The sequence below is a fragment of the Cupriavidus sp. SZY C1 genome, from assembly GCF_032190535.1.
Taxonomy (GTDB): Bacteria; Pseudomonadota; Gammaproteobacteria; order Burkholderiales; family Burkholderiaceae; genus Cupriavidus; species Cupriavidus pauculus_C.
In genome coordinates, this window is record NZ_JAUANU010000002.1 from 157,880 (window position 1) to 173,789 (window position 15,910).

Sequence of the window (15,910 nt, forward strand, 5' to 3'; positions counted from 1 at the left end):
TCTTTCACTGGCCTTGCACCATGGTGGTGATCACAATGGCAGGCATGAACTCTTCCACTGCCGATACCGGGCGGGCCCCCGCCGCCGATGCGCTGCGCCCCGCTTCGCCCCATGCCTCGCCCGCCCGCTGGCGCGTGCTGGCGTTTTTCTCGCTCGGCTTCCTGGTCTCGTACATCTTCCGTGGCGTCAACCTGGGCTTTGCGCCGTACCTGACGCGCGAACTGGGCCTGACCGCCGGCGACCTGGGCCTGCTCACGAGCTTCTACTTCCTGGGGTTTGCCTGCGCGCAACTGCCGGCCGGCATCCTGCTGGACCGCTTTGGCCCGCGCCGGACCGAGGCGGCGCTGCTGATGCTGGCCGTGGCCGGATCGCTGGTCTTTGCGTGGGCGCCGGGCATGATCGGGCTGGCCGCCGGGCGCGCGATGATCGGCGTGGGCGTCTCGGTCTGCCTGGGCGCCGCCATCCAGGCCCTGTCGATGTGGTTTCCGCTGTCGCGCATGCCGCTGCTGAACGGGCTGGTGATGGCCATCGGCGGGCTGGGCGCGGTGGTGGTGGGGGCGCCGCTGTCGTGGCTGCTGTCGTGGACGGACTGGCGCACGGTCAGCGCCGGGCTGGCCGCCATCTCGTTCGGCATGGCCGTGCTGCTCTGGTTTGGCGTGCCCGACGCGCGGCGCGCCGGCAAGGAAAGCTTTGCCGAGCAGTTGCGCGGCACGCGGCTGATCCTGAGCAGCGAGCGCTTCTGGCGCGTGGTGCCGCTGACGCTGCTGAACCAGGGCATCTTCCTGGCCGTGCAGACGCTGTGGGTCAGCGCCTTCATGCGCGACGTGCAGGGCCTGTCCGCCGGCGAAGGCGCGCGGCTCGTGTCGGTGATCGGTATCGCGATGATGGCCGGCTGCGTGGGCGCCGGTTGGGCCGCCCGCCATCTGGAGCGGCGCGGCATCAGCCTCTATGCGTTCGCCGGCTTCGGCATGATGGCGTTCATCGTCGTCCAGCTCCTGCTGATGGCCCACCTGCCGTTCGTGCCGCTGGGCGTGCTGTGGGCGGCCTACGGCGTGTTCGGCTCCAGCGGCATCCTGACCTACGCGCTGCTGGCCCGCCGGTTCCCGGACGCGCTGATCGGCCGCGCCACCACGGCCATGACGCTGACCGTGTTCCTGGCCACGTTCCTGTTCCAGATCGGCATCGGCTTCGTGCTCGACTTCTTCCCGGCCGTGGACGGCCACTACCCCGTGGCGGCCCATCTGTGGGTCTGGGGCGCGCTGGTGGTGGTGCAGGTGCTGGCTGCGGTCTGGTATCTGATGGAGAAGCGGGAGCCGGAGGCGGCGGGGCGTTGAGCGGGTGCGCGGCCACGCCGCGTCACAGGATGATCGGCCGGTCGTCGAGTTCGTTCGGATTGCGGCCCGCCTCGGCCGGAAAGTGCTCGGTCAGCAGGCCGTGGATCTGCGCGATGGCGTCGAGCACGGGTTTGACCGACAGGTCCTTCTTCAGCCCGTGGGTCAGTTGCTCGCACAGCGCCTGCCATGCTTGCGGGCTGACGCAGGCGTCGATGCCCCGGTCGGCCAGCAGCTCCACGGCGTGGTCGGCCAGGTTGATATAGAGCAGCACGCCGGAATGGTCCTCGGTGTTCCAGACTTCCAGCGCGCCGAACAGCGCGCGGGCGCGCTCGCGCGGGGTCACGCCGCGCCACGCCAGCCCCAGCGGCAGGCTGGCTTCGATAACCACGCGCACCTCGCCCCGGTGATGCTGCTCGCCCTTGTGCACGGCCACCTGGATCTGGTGGCGCGCGGCGTCGGGAAACGCCCGGCGCGCCAGGCTGGGGCCGGTGCCCAGGTGGCGCAGCGCGCGCTGGATCGAATGGTTCAGGGCCGGTCGGGCAGGCTTCGGTTTGTGCATTGCTGTCCCCCTTACCAGTTGCCCGAGGCGCCGCCGCCGTCGAAGCCACCCCCGCCGCCGCCGCCGAATCCGCCGCCGCCACCGCCACCGCCCCCGAAACCGCCGCCGCCAAAGCCGCCACCGCCGCCCCAGCGTCGCCCGATCTCGTAGCCGGTCATGCCGCCGAGCCCGCCCGCCGTCCCCGTGGGCCAGCCGCGCCGCGTGGTCACGACGTGCGGCCGTCCGCCGCGCCGCATCATTGCCGACAGGAAGAAGAACACGATGATCGCCAGCGGCAACAGCACGGGCAGCCAGTCGTCCATCGCCACATTGCCCTGGCGCCGCCGGTCGGGCGCGGCCAGTCCTTCCTTGTCGATGGTTGCCTGGATGGCCGAGATGCCGGCGGCCAGCCCGCCGTAGAAGTCGTTCTGGCGAAAATGCGGCGCCATGACGTCGCGCAGGATGCGGGCCGACATGGCGTCGGTCAGCGACCCCTGCACCCCGCGCCCTACCTCCAGCCGCATCTTGCGCAGCCCCGGCGGGTTGTCCTTGGCGATCAGCACGATCACGCCGTCGTCCACGCCCTTGCGGCCGGCGCGCCAGGCGTCGGCCACGCGGATGCTGTAGGCGTCGATGGTCTCGGGCTCCGTGGTGGGCACCATCAGCACGAAGATCTGGCTGCCGCGCTGCTGCTCGTAGTCGGCCAGCACGTTTTCCAGCGCGTTGCGCTGGTCGGCGCTCAGCGTGCCGGTCAGGTCGGTCACGCGCGCGTTGAGCGGCGGCACGGCCACGAAGCCATCGGCCGCCCACGCCGGCAGCGCCAGGGCGATGGCCAGGAACCAGAGCGTGGCGAGCCTGCGCATGGTGGCGTCCCCGTGCGGCCGGTCGATCAGAACTTCACGGCCGGCGGCGTGGAGATCGCCTTCTCGTTCTCCACCGTGAACGACGGCTTGACCGGGTACTTGAACACCATCGCGGTCAGGTTGGTCGGGAAGCTGCGCGCCAGCACGTTGTAGTCCTGCACCGCCGCGATGTAGCGCTGGCGGGCCACCGTGATGCGGTTCTCGGTGCCTTCCAGTTGCGACTGGAGGTCACGGAACGCCGCGTCGGCCTTGAGGTTCGGATAGTTTTCGGCCACCGCCAGCAGCCGCGACAGCGCGCTGGTCAACTGGCCCTGCGCCTGCTGGAAGCGCGCGAACGCCTCCGGATCGTTGAGCGTCTCGGGCGTGACCTGGATGCTGGTGGCCTGCGCCCGGGCCTTGGTCACCGCCTCCAGCGTCTCGCGCTCGTGGCTGGCGTAGCCCTTGACCGTCGCCACCAGGTTCGGAATCAGGTCCGCGCGGCGCTGGTACTGGTTGACCACCTCGCCCCAGGCCGCCTTGACGGCCTCGTCCTTTTTCTGGAAGTCGTTGTAGCCGCAGGCGGAAAGCAGGCTGGCCAGCAGGGCGAGCACGAACCAGCGGAACAGGGCGGGGGTAGGAATGGTGCGCATCAAGGGGCTCCTCGGTCTCCGGCATCACAAGGCTGGAGTGTAGCGCAGCGTCGTCCGCCTGCCGGGCAAAGTGCGGGCGGGTTGACCGGCCCGGGGGCGGCCGGCGCGGCGGGCCCTCCCTCGCGCATATTAGAAACGCGCGGGGAGGGCGCAACCGTCACCCGGCGCGGAACGCCGTCTCGGCTGCCCGGATCGTCCGGTCGATGATCGCGTCGTCGTGGCAGGCCGAGACAAAGCCGGCCTCGAATGCCGACGGGGCCAGGTAGACGCCTTCGGCCAGCATGGCGTGGAAGAAGCGGTTGAAGCGGCCGACGTCGGCCTGGGTGACCTCGGCAAAGCTGGCCGGCACGTCGTGGGTGAAATACAGGCCGAACATGCCGCCGATGGCGTCGGCGCAGAACGGCACGCCGGCCGCGCGGGCGGCGGCGGTCAGGCCGTCGGCCAGCTTGCGGGTCTGGGCGGCCAGCCGGTCGTAGAAGCCTGGCGCCTGGATCAGCTTCAGCGTGGTCAGGCCGGCGGCCACGGCCAGCGGGTTGCCGGACAGCGTGCCAGCCTGGTAGACGCCGCCCAGCGGCGCCAGCTTGGCCATGATGTCGCGCCGGCCGCCGAACGCCGCCGCCGGCATGCCGCCGCCAATCACCTTGCCCAGGCAGGTCATGTCCGGGCGGATGCCGTAGTGCGCCTGCGCGCCGCCCAGCGCCACGCGGAAGCCGGTCATCACTTCGTCAAAGATCAGCACGCTGCCGTGCGCGCTGCACAGGTTGCGCATGGTCTGCAGGAACGCCTGGCTGGCGCGCACCAGGTTCATGTTGCCGGCCACGACCTCGACGATGACCGCCGCGATCTCGCCCTTGTGGCGCGCGAACGCTTCTTCGAGCTGGGCGACGTTGTTGTACTCCAGCACCATCGTGTGGCGCGTGACGTCGGCAGGCACGCCGGCCGACGACGGCGCGTTCTGCGTGGTATCGGCAAAGGTCAGCAGGCCCGAGCCGGCCTTGACCAGCAGGCTGTCGGCGTGGCCGTGGTAGCAGCCCTCGAACTTGATGATCAGGTCCCGGCCCGTGAAGCCGCGCGCCAGCCGCAGCGCGCTCATGGTGGCCTCGGTGCCCGACGACACCAGCCGCACCTGCTCGATCGACGGCACCAGCTTGCAGATTTCCTCGGCCATCACGATCTCGGCCTCGGTCGGGGCGCCGAACGAAAAGCTGTGCGCGGCGGTTTCCTGCACAGCGCGTACCACGTCCGGGTGGGCGTGGCCGACGATCATCGGGCCCCAGGAGCCGATGTAGTCGATGTACTGCTGGCCGTCGGCGTCCCACATGTACGCGCCCTCGGCCCGGGTGATGAAGCGCGGCGTGCCGCCAACGGAACGGAAGGCGCGCACGGGCGAGTTGACGCCGCCGGGAATGGTCTGCTGGGCGCGGTCGAAGAGCTGCTGGTTACGGGACATGGGAATCTGGCCAAAAAGAGGGTCGGGGAGGAGACAGGCGTCCGGTGCGGGGGCGCTGGCGGGGCCCGGGCGGCCACGGGTGCCGGAAAACCGGGCAATCGCGACCGAAAGCGTGCCGTTCGGACGGCATCTGCACGCCAAATTGCACGAACGCGGCGATATTGGGCCGTTCGTGTCGGCCCATGGGTGGCGTCATCGGCGCCGATTGGGTACCATCATGCGCTGGATTTTAATGGAGACTGGCAAGAGCCTGCATATGGAATACAAGACTTGGATGTGCCTGATTTGTGGCTGGATCTACGACGAGGCCACCGGCGCGCCGGAAGACGGCATCGCCCCGGGTACCAAATGGGAGGACGTGCCCATCAACTGGACCTGCCCGGAATGCGGGGCACGCAAGGAAGATTTCGAGATGGTGGCGATCTGAGTCCATCCTCGGAAAACGGCCGCCCGTCGCGCCAAAGCGACAGACCGGCCGGTGGCGCCGGGGTCTGCGGATTGACGGCCCCCCCACGAGTTGTCACACTCTGCGGCAAAACTGAACATCCGTCCGGCCGCGCCGCCCAAGGCAGGCGCGCCGAAGACGGGGTGCCGCGGCACTGGCAGTAGGCAGTAGAACGGCAGGCGTGCAAACAGAAGCGCGCCGCCACCGGCTTGGGTAGCCGGGATTTTTTTGACTGGGAATAGGAAATCGGGGGCCGCCGGTCCGCCATGCGCGGCGCCGTGCGGAAGTTCTCAAGTGAATGCCGACGCCTGTTATGTCACGCAGGACGTGGGTCGCGGGAACAAGATGCGGGTCACTCAAACAGAACAAGACACGTCTGTCGATGGGGTCAACGCCGGCGGCCACGCCGGTGCCAGCGGGGCATCCACGGCGGCCACGGCCGCGGTGAAGGTGCTCGTGATCGACGACTCCAGCACCATCCGCCGCACGGCGGAGATCTTCCTCGCGCAGGCCGGATTCCAGGTCATGCTGGCCGAGGACGGCTTCGAGGCGCTTGCCAAGGTGGGCGACCTCCATCCCGACGTGATCTTCTGCGACATCCTCATGCCGCGGCTCGACGGCTACCAGACCTGTTCCCTGATCAAGAAAAGCCCGCGCTTCCACGCCATCCCCGTGATCATGCTGTCGTCCCGCGACGGCGTGTTCGACCGGTCGCGCGGCAAGCTCGTCGGCGCCCATGACCATCTGGCCAAGCCGTTCTCGCGCGAAGCGCTGCTGCAGGCGGTGCACGCCTGCATGGCCGGCTGCGCGCACGAGGCCGGCGCGGCCGTGGCGGCCTGACCGGGCCGCCGAAGTATCCAGGAACCACACAATGACCATCAGCAAAATCCTAATCGTCGACGATTCGCCCACCGAAGCCCTGTTCATGTCCGACCTGCTCGGCAAGAAGGGCTTCAAGGTCTCCGTGGCCGGCAACAGCGAGCAGGCCATGGCCCGGCTCGACGCCGAAGCCTTCGACCTGATCCTGATGGACGTGGTGATGCCGGGCCAGAACGGCTACCAGGCCACCCGCGCCATCAAGCGCGACGACCGCTTCAAGGACATCCCCGTGATCATGTGCACCAGCAAGGGCCTGGAGACGGACCGCATCTGGGGCATCCGCCAGGGCGCCTCGGACTACATCGTCAAGCCGGTGGACGGCGAGGAACTGCTGTCGAAGATCGCCGCGCTGGCGCATTGAGCGCCGGGCGCCGCGCCACGGGGCGCGCCGTGGACGCCGCGGGCGGCAACACGCCGGCGGCGCCCGCGCACGGCCCGCAGAGGCTGACATCACAGGTTTCACGTTTCACTGGTATCCGAACATGAACGCGCCGCGCCAAGACATCCGAGCCCGCCAGACCCGCCTGCACGACTACCAGGCCATGCTGGCCCGTCGCCTGCGCGAGGCGCGCAACCTGCCCGCCGTCGACAGTTACCTGGGGGTGCTGGTGGGCCAGCGCGGCTGGCTGCTGCCGCTGATGGAAACGGGCGAGGTGCTGGAGATGCGCCCGCCCGCCGCCGTGCCGCTGACGCAGCCGTGGTACCGCGGCCTGGTCAACGCGCGCGGCAACCTGATCGGCGTGATCGACTTCGGCATGTTCTGCGGCGACGGCCCGACGCCGGTGCAGCCGGGCAGCAAGATCGTGGTGCTGTCGCGCCAGGTGGAACGGGCGTGCGGGATCATCGCCACGCGCGTGGTGGGTCTGCGCCACGCGGTGGACCTGACGCCGGCCGGCGGCGCCGAGCCCGAGGGCTGGCGCGGCGCCGGCTTTGCGGACCGGGAGGGGCGCGACTGGCAGGTGCTGGACATCCGCCAGTTGCTGGACGCCCCGGCATTCCTGCAGGCCGGCCGCGGCGGCGCCTGAGCGGCGCCACGCCAACCATACAGAACAACGAAACGAACAGAGGGTTGCTATGGGTATCAAGAAGATCAGCCTGGGCCGTCGCCCCGCCACGGCCGGCGCCACGGCCGATGCGGCCGCGCCGCGCGCGTCGCTCTTCGGACGCGGCGCGGGCAACGGTCCCGCCCGGGCGCCGGCGGAACGCATGACGGGCTGGCTCGCGCGCATGCCGTTCGCGGCGCAGCAGCGGGCGCTGACCGGCGGCGTGGTGGTGTCGCTGCTGGCGCTGCTGGTCTCGGTCTACCTGGATAACCGGCAGGCCAACAACGGCGCGGCGCAGATCGAGATCGCCGGCAGCATGCTGATGCACTCGCAGCGCCTGGGCAAGGCGGTGCCGGTGGCGCTGCTGGGCAACGCGCAGGCGTTCACGCAGCTCCGGCAGTCCAAGGAACAGCTCACCGCCGACATGCTGGCGCTGCAGAACGGCAGCGACGAGATGCACGTGCGCGCCACCACGGGCGCCGCGCAGCCGCTGCTGGAAAAGGCGTTCGCGTCGTGGAAGCGGTCGGAGAAGAGCGCGGCCGACGTGCTGGCCCAGCAGCCCATCCTGACCACCATCGGCCAGACGCTGCAGATCTTCAACGCGTCGAACCCGGAACTGCTCGAAGCGGCCGAACAGGTGGCGGCGATCAAGCTGCAGGCGGGATCGAACACCCGCGAGGTGGCGGCGTCCGCGCAGCTGGTGATGCTGACGCAGCGGCTGGGCAAGAACCTGAACGAGTTCCTGTCCGGCGAGGGCGTGAACCCCGAGACCGCGTTCCTGCTGGGCAAGGACACCAACACGTTCCGCGAGACGCTGGACGGCCTGACCAACGGCTCCGAGGCGCTGCGCCTGGCGCCGGCGTCCGACGCCGAGACGCGCAGCTACCTGCAGCAGTTGTCGCAGCGCTTCGAGGCGGTGCAGAAGACCACGCAGACGATCCTGCAGAACCTGCCCGGCCTGATCGCCGCCAAGCGAGCCCAGCAGCAAATCTTCAACGACAACGAGGCGCTGCGCGGCGAGCTGGAGCAGTTGCAGGGCATGTACGCCGACGGCGCGCGCTACCGCCCGTGGACGTTCGGCGCCATGGTCGTGTCGGCCATCGCCACGCTGCTGTGCCTGGCCGGGCTGGCGGCGCTGTACCTGCGCGATTCCCGCGTGCGGGCGCTGGAAGCCGAGGCGCGCGAGCGCGAGGCCGAGGCGCGCCGGCTGGAGGAAAAACGCAACAACGACGCCACCCAGAAGGCCATTCTGCAGTTGATGAACGAGCTGCAGGACATCGCCGATGGCGACCTGACGCGCCAGGCCACCGTGACCGAGGACATCACCGGCGCCATCGCCGACTCGGTGAACTACACCGTGGAAGAACTGAAGGAACTGGTGGGCCGCGTGCAGCAGACCGCCGGGCAGGTGCAGCAGGCGTCGTCGCAGGTGCAGGACACGTCGGTGCAGCTGGCGTCGACCACCGAGGAGCAGTCGCGCCAGATCCGCCAGACCGGTGAGTCGGTGGTGGAGATGGCAGACCGCATCACGCAGGTGTCGCGGGGCGCGGCGGAGTCGGCCAACGTGGCGCGCGCGTCGCTGGCGGCGGCCGAGCAGGGCCAGCAGGCCGTGCAGAACGCCATCGCGGGCATGAACGACATCCGCGACCAGATTCAGGAAACGTCCAAGCGGATCAAGCGGCTGGGCGAGTCGTCGCAGGAGATTGGCGAAATCGTCGAGCTGATCTCGGACATTACCGAGCAGACCAACGTGCTGGCACTGAACGCCGCCATCCAGGCCGCGTCGGCTGGCGAGGCGGGCCGGGGCTTCTCGGTGGTGGCGGAAGAAGTGCAGCGCCTGGCCGAACGCTCGGGCGAGGCCACCAAGCAGATCGGCGCGCTGATCCGCACGATCCAGACCGATACCCAGGACGCCGTGCACGCCATGGAGCAGAGCACGGCGGACGTGGTGGAAGGCGCGCGGCTGTCGGACAACGCCGGTACGGCACTGGTCGAGATCGGCCGCGTGTCGCGCCAGCTTGCCGAACTGATCGAGCAGATCGCGCAGACGACGTCGCACGAGGCGGGGCTGGCCACCAACGTGGCGCACCACATCGAAGGCATCCTGCAGGTCACCGCGCAGACCACGGCCGGTACGCGCCAGACGGCCACGTCGGTGCGCCAGCTGACCGCGCTGACCGAGGAACTGCGTAACTCGGTGTCGCGATTCAAGATCGCCTGACGCCCGGCCCGACGTTGACGGCTGCACCGGAACTGGTCATGTCCCTGAATTCCATCCTCACCAGCGACGAGGCCGATCCGGCCGCGCCGCCCACGCATGCCACGCCGGAAGCGGCCGCGCCCGACGTACCGGCCGCGCCGCAGCGCGACCTGTCCGTGCTGGCCTGGCTGGCGCCGAGCCTGCGCACCGCGCTGGACGACGCCGCGGCCGAACTGGGCCACTACGTCGACGAAATCCGCCAGACACCGGAGGCGCTGGGCGCGCGCGACACCACGTCGCTGCGCCTGGCGGGGCAGCACCTGCACCAGGCCGCCGGGGCCGTGCACATCGTCGGGCTGCGCGGCGTTGACGCCTACTGCCAGGCGCTGCGCCGGCTGCTGGAGGCCATCGACGCCGGCACCGTCGCCGCCGACGCGCCCGCGCTGGCTGTGTTCCGGACCGGCGTGCAGGCGCTGGCCGAATATGTCGACGACCTGATGGCCGGCGACGCCGAAGACCCGCTGCGCCTGTTCCAGCCCTATGCCGCCGCGCTGGCGCTGATGAAGGAGGAGCGCGTACACCCGGCCGACCTGTGGCTCGACGAGCTGCAGATGCTGCCCGGCATCGTGCTGCCGACGCGCTCGGCCACGGCCGTCACGCGCGCGCGCCAGCGCTTCGAGGCCGCGCTGTTGAAGGCGCTGCGCCTGCCCACGCCGTGCACCGATGCGTCGCTGCTGCGCGAGGCGTGGCTGCCGCTGCAGGTGGCGCTGGACGAAGTCCGCAACCACGAGCAGGACGCGCGCCGCACCGCCGACACGCCCGACCGCGGCATCTGGCACACGCTGGCCATGGTGTTCCGCGCGCTGGCGCACGGGCTGCTGCCATCCGACCTGCTGGCCAAGCGCTTTGCCGCGCGCGCCCACCTGCTGGTGCGCCAGTACCTGCAAGGGCAGGTGCGCGTGCCGCAGGCGCTGCTGAACGACGCCGTCTTCCTGCTGGTCAGCACCGGGTTGACCGCCGATGCCGACGCCACGCTGCCGCCCGCCACGCAGGCCGCCGTGCAGGTGCTGCGCGTGGATATCGCGCGCACGCTGCAGGCTTATCGCGTGGACGCCGCGCACATCGTCGCGCGCGCCGACTATCGCCAGCGCTACTACGGCTGGCTCGATCCGATCGATACCCGCAACCTCCAGCACGCCGCCACCGCCATCGAGCGGGCAGCCGCCGACGACCAGGCCGGCTGGGAACTGGCGCTGGCGTCGCTGGCCGAGGCGGCGATGCCGCTGGCGCAGCCCGCCCTGCAGCAGTGCCTGACCGCCGCCGCGGCCTACGCGGGCCAGAGGCCGGCCAGTGATGCGCTGGGCCGGGGCGGCGTGGCGCTGTTCCTGTCGCGCGCGCTGGCCATGCCGTGGCGCGTGCACGGCCGCTCGGGCCATGCCTCGGCGGCAGCGTTTGCCGGGCGATGCGAGACGCTGGCCGCCGCCGTGGCGGACCCCGACGCCGCCGCGCCGGGCTGGCTGGCCGAAATGGTCCAGTCGGCGGGCGCCCAGGCGCAGCGCGCCGAGGCCGTCACGCAGCTCCGCGCGCACCTGGATAGCGGCGAATCGTGGCTGGACACCTATGACCGCAACGCGGCGCGGGCCGATGCCGGCGCCGCGCTGGACGATGCCGCGCAGGCGTTTGGCGCGCTGCTGGCCACCATCGAACGGGTACACGGCAGCCCCGCGCTGCCCGAGGGCCTGGAGCGCGAGACCGACGCGGCACTGGCCGCCGTCCGCGCGGTGCTGGCGCGGCTGGGCGTGCTGCGCGAGACGGCCGACCATGGCGCGCGCATCGCGCACCTGTCCGATATCGCCGCCGAACTGGGCGCCGTGCATGCGTTTGCAGACCTGCTCGAATTCGGCCGCAAGGCGCGCGACGTGGCCAGCGAAGACCCGTACGCGACCGACGCCGGCCGCCACGACGCGGCGCCGCAAGGCGCGCTGGGCCTGGCGCGCAGCGCCGCGATGGACGCCATCCGCGTGGCCGCCACCGCCGATTCGCCCGAGATCCAGCGGCTGCGCGCCGCGCTGCAGGCTGTGTCGGACCAGGCCGCCATCGATGACGATGCCGGGCTGCGCCGGCAGGCCAGCGAGGCCACCACGCAGCTGCACGCGTGGCTGGCTGGTAGCGAATCCGCCGCCGAGCGCATGGTCGTGGCGCTGGCCGAGCCGATGCCGGTGGCCATGCCGGCCACCGTGCCGTCCGCCGCGCCGATGCCGGCCGATGCCGCCGCCATCGACGCCGAACTGCTCGACATCTTCCTGTCCGAGGCCGAGGAAGTGCTCGGCAATATCGCCGCCGACCTGTCCGGCGGGCTGGACGCGCTGGCCGACGCCGACGTGCTGAGCCGCATGCGGCGCGGGTTCCACACGCTCAAGGGGTCGAGCCGCATGGTCGGCCTGAACCGCTACGGCGAGGCCGCCTGGGCCGTGGAACAGGTGATGAACCTGTGGATCGCCGAGGGCCGCGCGCCGGTGCCGGAACTGCCGGCGCTGCTGGGGCAGGCGCACGACCTGCTGCGCGAATGGGCGCTGGCGCTGCGCGGCGACCCGTCGACGCTGCGCGACATCGCGCCGCTGATGGCCGCCGCCCAGGCGGTGCGCGATCCGGGCGGGGTGGTATCGGCGACCGAGGTCGATCCGCTCGACGCGCTGCTGGCGCAGGCTGCGGCGCCGGAAGCGGCGGAAGCCGTGGCGGCACCCGTGGCCGAAGCCGAAGCCGCCCCGGACGACGACAGCAACGTGCTGCCGTTCCGGCTGGCCGGCGGGCTGGCCGACGAGGACGAGGGCTACAAGGTGATCGGCCCGGTCCGCATCGGGCTGGCGCTCTACAACGTCTACCTGCAGGAGGCCGACGACCTGCTGCGGCAGTTTGCCACCGACCTGTCGGAGTGGAAGCACGAGAACCATCCGTGCCCGAGCGAACTGGCGCTGCGCGTGGCGCACACGCTGCAGGGCAGCGCGTCGACGGTGGGGCTGGAGCCGGTGCGCGAGATTGCCGAGGCGCTTGAACACCTGCTGTTGCTGCTCGGCCGCCATCCGGTGGTCATGCATCCGGCCGATTTCAAGCTGCTGGACCAGTCCGTGGACCGGCTGCGCGCGATGCTGCACCAGTTTGCCGCCGGCATCTGGCCCGATGGCGACGCGGCGCTGTGCCGCGAACTTAATGCGTTTGGCGAACGGGCGCTGGTGCGTCCGCGCGCCGTGGTGCCGGCCGGGCAGTCGGCGGGCCAGGAAGGCTCGGTGTCGCAGCTCTTCGGCACCCAGGCCCAGGCGGCCGAGCCGCTGCCCGAGATCGACGAGGGCGTGCAGCCGCCGCCGGCGGCGCTGCCGCCCGTGAAGCTGACGCCGATCACGTCGCTGCCGCCGGTGTCGGCGCCGGCCGGCCCGGTGCTGACGCCGATCACGCCGGTGCACGACGCGGTGGTCATCTCGCTGCCGACGCCCGCGCGCCACGATGGCATCGCCGTGGCGCACGTCGTGCCTGGCGCGCCCGATCCGGAAGATGTGCCGGAAGCCGTGTCGACTGACGCATCGTCGCTCGATCCGGCGCTGGTCGAGATTTTCCTGGAAGAGGCACACGGCGCGCTGCCCGATATCGGCAAGCTGGTGCGGACGTGGGAGGCGGCGCCCGACGAGGCGCAGCACGGCGGCCTGATCCTGCGCGGGCTGCACACGCTCAAGGGCAGTGCGCGGATGGCCGGCGCGATGGCGCTGGGCCAAGCGGCGCACGAGATGGAAACGCTGCTGGAATCGAGCGTACGTGGCCAGCGCGTGACGCCAGAGCTGTTCGGCCGGCTGTACGCCTGGTACGACCGCATCCTGGCGCACGTGGACGCGCTGCAGAACGGCCGCCTGCTGCCGCTGGACGATGCGGACGTCGTCAACGGGCTGGTGGCCGCGCCGGCCGCCCCGGCGTTGCCGCGCGATGCGGCAGCACCCGGCACCGCCGCGCTGGCGACGCCGGACACACCGGGCCAGGCGCTGGTGCCGTCGGCGCCGCTGATGCCGGCCGCCCCCGCCGCGCTGCCGACCGACGCCGAGCGCCAGCGCGCGCTGGTGCGCGTGCAGGCCCGCACGCTGGACACGCTGATCAACGACGCGGGCGAGGTCAGCGCCACGCGCGCGCGGCTGGACAGCGAGCTGGACGCGCTGCGCAGCTACCTGGGCGAACTGAACGACAACGTCGCGCGTCTGCGCATGCAGCTGCGCGAGATCGAGATCCAGGCCGAGACGCAGATGGCGTCGCGCATTGCCGACCAGCAGCACAACCAGGAATTCGATCCGCTGGAATTCGACCGCTTCACGCGCTTTCAGGAACTGACGCGGATGATGGCGGAGTCGGTCAACGACGTGGCGACCGTCGAGCAGAACCTGCAGCGCGGCTTCGACCGCGCGTCGGGCGACCTCGCGGCGCAGGCACGGCTGACGCGCGGGCTGCAGCGCGGGCTGATGCAGGCGCGCATGGTGCAGTTCGACGCGCTGGCCGAGCGGCTGTACCGCGTGGCGCGCCAGTCGGCCACCGAGACCGGCAAGGAAGTGCGGCTGCTGATCAAGGGCGGCACGGTGGAGATCGACCGCTCGGTGCTGGACCGCATGGCCGGCCCGATCGAGCACCTGATCCGCAACGCCGTGGTGCACGGCATCGAGCCGGCGGACGTGCGGCGCGCGGCGGGCAAGTCGGCCACGGGCGCGCTGACGCTGGAAGTGCAGCAGGAAGGCAACGAGGTGGTGCTGACGTTCTTTGACGACGGCGGCGGGCTGAACCTGCAGCGCATCCGCGAACGCGCCGTGGCGCGCCAGTTGATGGCGCCCGACGAGGACGCCAGCGACGCACGGCTGACCGAGATGATCTTCTCGCCGGGCTTCTCGACGGCGGACGCGGTGTCGGAACTGGCCGGGCGCGGCGTGGGCATGGACGTGGTGCGCGCCGAGACCGTGGCGCTGGGCGGCCGGATCACCCTGTCGACCGAGCCGGGCCGGGGCACCAGCTTCACGGTGCACCTGCCGCTGACCACGGCCATCACGCAGGTGCTGCTGGTATCGCTGGGCGGGCGCCTGTTCGCCATGCCGAGCGGCATGATCGACCAGGTCCACCAGCTGCGCGAGAAGCCGCTGCTGGAGGCGTACAACTCGGGCCGCTTCGCGGCGGCGGGCGCCGAGGTGCCGTTCTACTACTTCGGCGCGCTGCTGGAGGAAACGGCCGGGATGGCGTCGGGCCGCAAGTATTCGCCGGTGGTGGTGGTGCGCTCGGGCGCCGAGCGCGTGGCCGTGCACGTGGACGAGGTGCAGGGCAACCGCGAAGTGGTGGTCAAGCACATCGGCCCGCACCTGGCCCGCCTGGAAGGCATTGCCGGCGCCACCACGCTGGGCGACGGGGAAATCGTGCTGATCTACAACCCCGTGGTGCTGGCGCAGCGCTGGGTGCGCGAGCGCGGCACGGCCGCACCGGCACTGCCGGCCCCGCAGCCGGCCGGACAGGTGGGCGCGGTGGCCGAGTTCGTCGACGCCGGCGCGCCGGTTCCGGTGCCCGGCCTGATGACGCAGCCAACCGTGATGGTGGTGGACGACTCGCTGACGGTGCGCAAGGCCAGCCAGCGCCTGCTGACCCGCGCCGGCTACCAGGTGGTGCTGGCCCGCGACGGCGTGGATGCGCTGCGGCAACTGCAGGAAGTGATGCCCGACGCGATGCTGGTCGACATCGAGATGCCGAACATGGACGGCTTCGACCTGACCCGCAACGTCCGCGCCGACGCCCGCACCAGCCGCATGCCGCTGGTCATGATCACGTCGCGCACAGCGGAAAAACACCGCCGCTACGCCGCCGAGATCGGCGTCAACGTGTACCTGGGCAAGCCATTCAACGAGGACGAACTGCTGCGCACACTGCAGCAACTGATCGGCGATAAAGCCGCCGGCACCGCCGGATCAGTGGCGCAGATGCTGGGAGAGGGGTAGACCCCGGTCTTCGCTCCCCTCTCCCGCTTGCGGGAGAGGGGAGAAACATGGGGCATGTGGATGGTCCCAAAGGGCCAGCGCACCGGCAGGTTTTCGCTCCCCTCTCCCGCCTGCGGGAGAGGGGCTGGGGGTGAGGGCAGGCGCGTGATGCGCGACGGATCGCAAATTGAACCGCCGGGCCCTCACCCCCGACCCCTCTCCCGCGTTGCGGGAGAGGGGAGAAAACATGGGGCATGTGGATGGTCCCAGAGGGCCAGCGCACCGGCAGGTTTTCGCTCCCCTCTCCCGCCTGCGGGAGAGGGGCTGGGGGAGAGGGCAGGCGCGTGATGCGCGACGGATCGCAAGTTGAACCGCCGGGCCCTCACCCCCGACCCCTCTCCCGCGTTGCGGGAGAGGGGCTGGGGGTGAGGGCAGGCGCGTGATGCGCGACGGATCGCAGGTTGAACCGCCGGGCCCTCTCCCCCGACCCCTCTCCCGCGTTGCGGGAGAGGGGAGAAAACATGGGGCACGTGGATGGTCCCAGAGGGCCA

The 15,910-nt window shown here is 71.0% G+C and carries 11 protein-coding genes; 7 read left to right on the top strand and 4 right to left on the bottom strand.

Translation table 11 applies throughout. The features are described 5' to 3' along the window. The first annotated feature begins 44 nt into the window (after window positions 1–44). Window positions 45–1,334, top strand: a complete 1,290-nt coding sequence (locus QTN24_RS04835; RefSeq protein ID WP_409558982.1) for an MFS transporter — start codon at window positions 45–47, stop codon at window positions 1,332–1,334. 22 nt (window positions 1,335–1,356) lie between these two features. On the opposite strand, the gene QTN24_RS04840 is transcribed toward QTN24_RS04835, so the two are convergent. The 4 genes from QTN24_RS04840 to hemL all read right to left on the bottom strand — a co-directional run bounded on the left by QTN24_RS04840 (window position 1,357) and on the right by hemL (window position 4,814). After that, window positions 1,357–1,893 carry a TPM domain-containing protein gene (locus QTN24_RS04840; protein ID WP_124682241.1) on the bottom strand — a complete coding sequence of 179 codons (537 nt, stop codon included), beginning with the start codon at window positions 1,891–1,893 and terminating at the stop codon, window positions 1,357–1,359. Window positions 1,894–1,904: 11 nt separating this feature from the next. Further along, entirely contained in the window at window positions 1,905–2,735 is an 831-nt protein-coding gene (locus tag QTN24_RS04845; protein ID WP_313835541.1) for a YgcG family protein, read from the bottom strand. Between the two features lie 26 nt (window positions 2,736–2,761). After that, complete coding sequence (locus tag QTN24_RS04850; protein WP_124682239.1) at window positions 2,762–3,364, bottom strand: LemA family protein; 603 nt, start codon at window positions 3,362–3,364, stop codon at window positions 2,762–2,764. Between the two features lie 157 nt (window positions 3,365–3,521). After that, window positions 3,522–4,814 (bottom strand): glutamate-1-semialdehyde 2,1-aminomutase, encoded by a 1,293-nt coding sequence (gene hemL, locus QTN24_RS04855; protein WP_313835542.1) that lies wholly within the window; start codon window positions 4,812–4,814, stop codon window positions 3,522–3,524. A 256-nt stretch (window positions 4,815–5,070) separates the two neighbouring features. On the opposite strand from hemL, the gene QTN24_RS04860 reads away from it, so the two are divergent. From QTN24_RS04860 to QTN24_RS04885, 6 genes are all read left to right on the top strand, one after another. Continuing rightward, window positions 5,071–5,241, top strand: a complete 171-nt coding sequence (locus QTN24_RS04860; protein ID WP_011298773.1) for a rubredoxin — start codon at window positions 5,071–5,073, stop codon at window positions 5,239–5,241. A gap of 363 nt (window positions 5,242–5,604) precedes the next feature. After that, window positions 5,605–6,099, top strand: coding sequence for a PleD family two-component system response regulator (locus QTN24_RS04865; protein ID WP_124682237.1), 495 nt, complete (start codon window positions 5,605–5,607; stop codon window positions 6,097–6,099). A gap of 31 nt (window positions 6,100–6,130) precedes the next feature. Continuing rightward, window positions 6,131–6,499, top strand: a complete 369-nt coding sequence (locus QTN24_RS04870; protein ID WP_124682236.1) for a PleD family two-component system response regulator — start codon at window positions 6,131–6,133, stop codon at window positions 6,497–6,499. Window positions 6,500–6,620: 121 nt separating this feature from the next. Then, window positions 6,621–7,163, top strand: a complete 543-nt coding sequence (locus tag QTN24_RS04875; protein WP_124682235.1) for a chemotaxis protein CheW — start codon at window positions 6,621–6,623, stop codon at window positions 7,161–7,163. Window positions 7,164–7,212: 49 nt separating this feature from the next. After that, window positions 7,213–9,402, top strand: coding sequence for a methyl-accepting chemotaxis protein (locus QTN24_RS04880; RefSeq protein ID WP_313835545.1), 2,190 nt, complete (start codon window positions 7,213–7,215; stop codon window positions 9,400–9,402). A 38-nt stretch (window positions 9,403–9,440) separates the two neighbouring features. Next, entirely contained in the window at window positions 9,441–15,380 is a 5,940-nt protein-coding gene (locus QTN24_RS04885; RefSeq protein ID WP_313835547.1) for an Hpt domain-containing protein, read from the top strand. Window positions 15,381–15,910 lie beyond the last annotated feature (530 nt).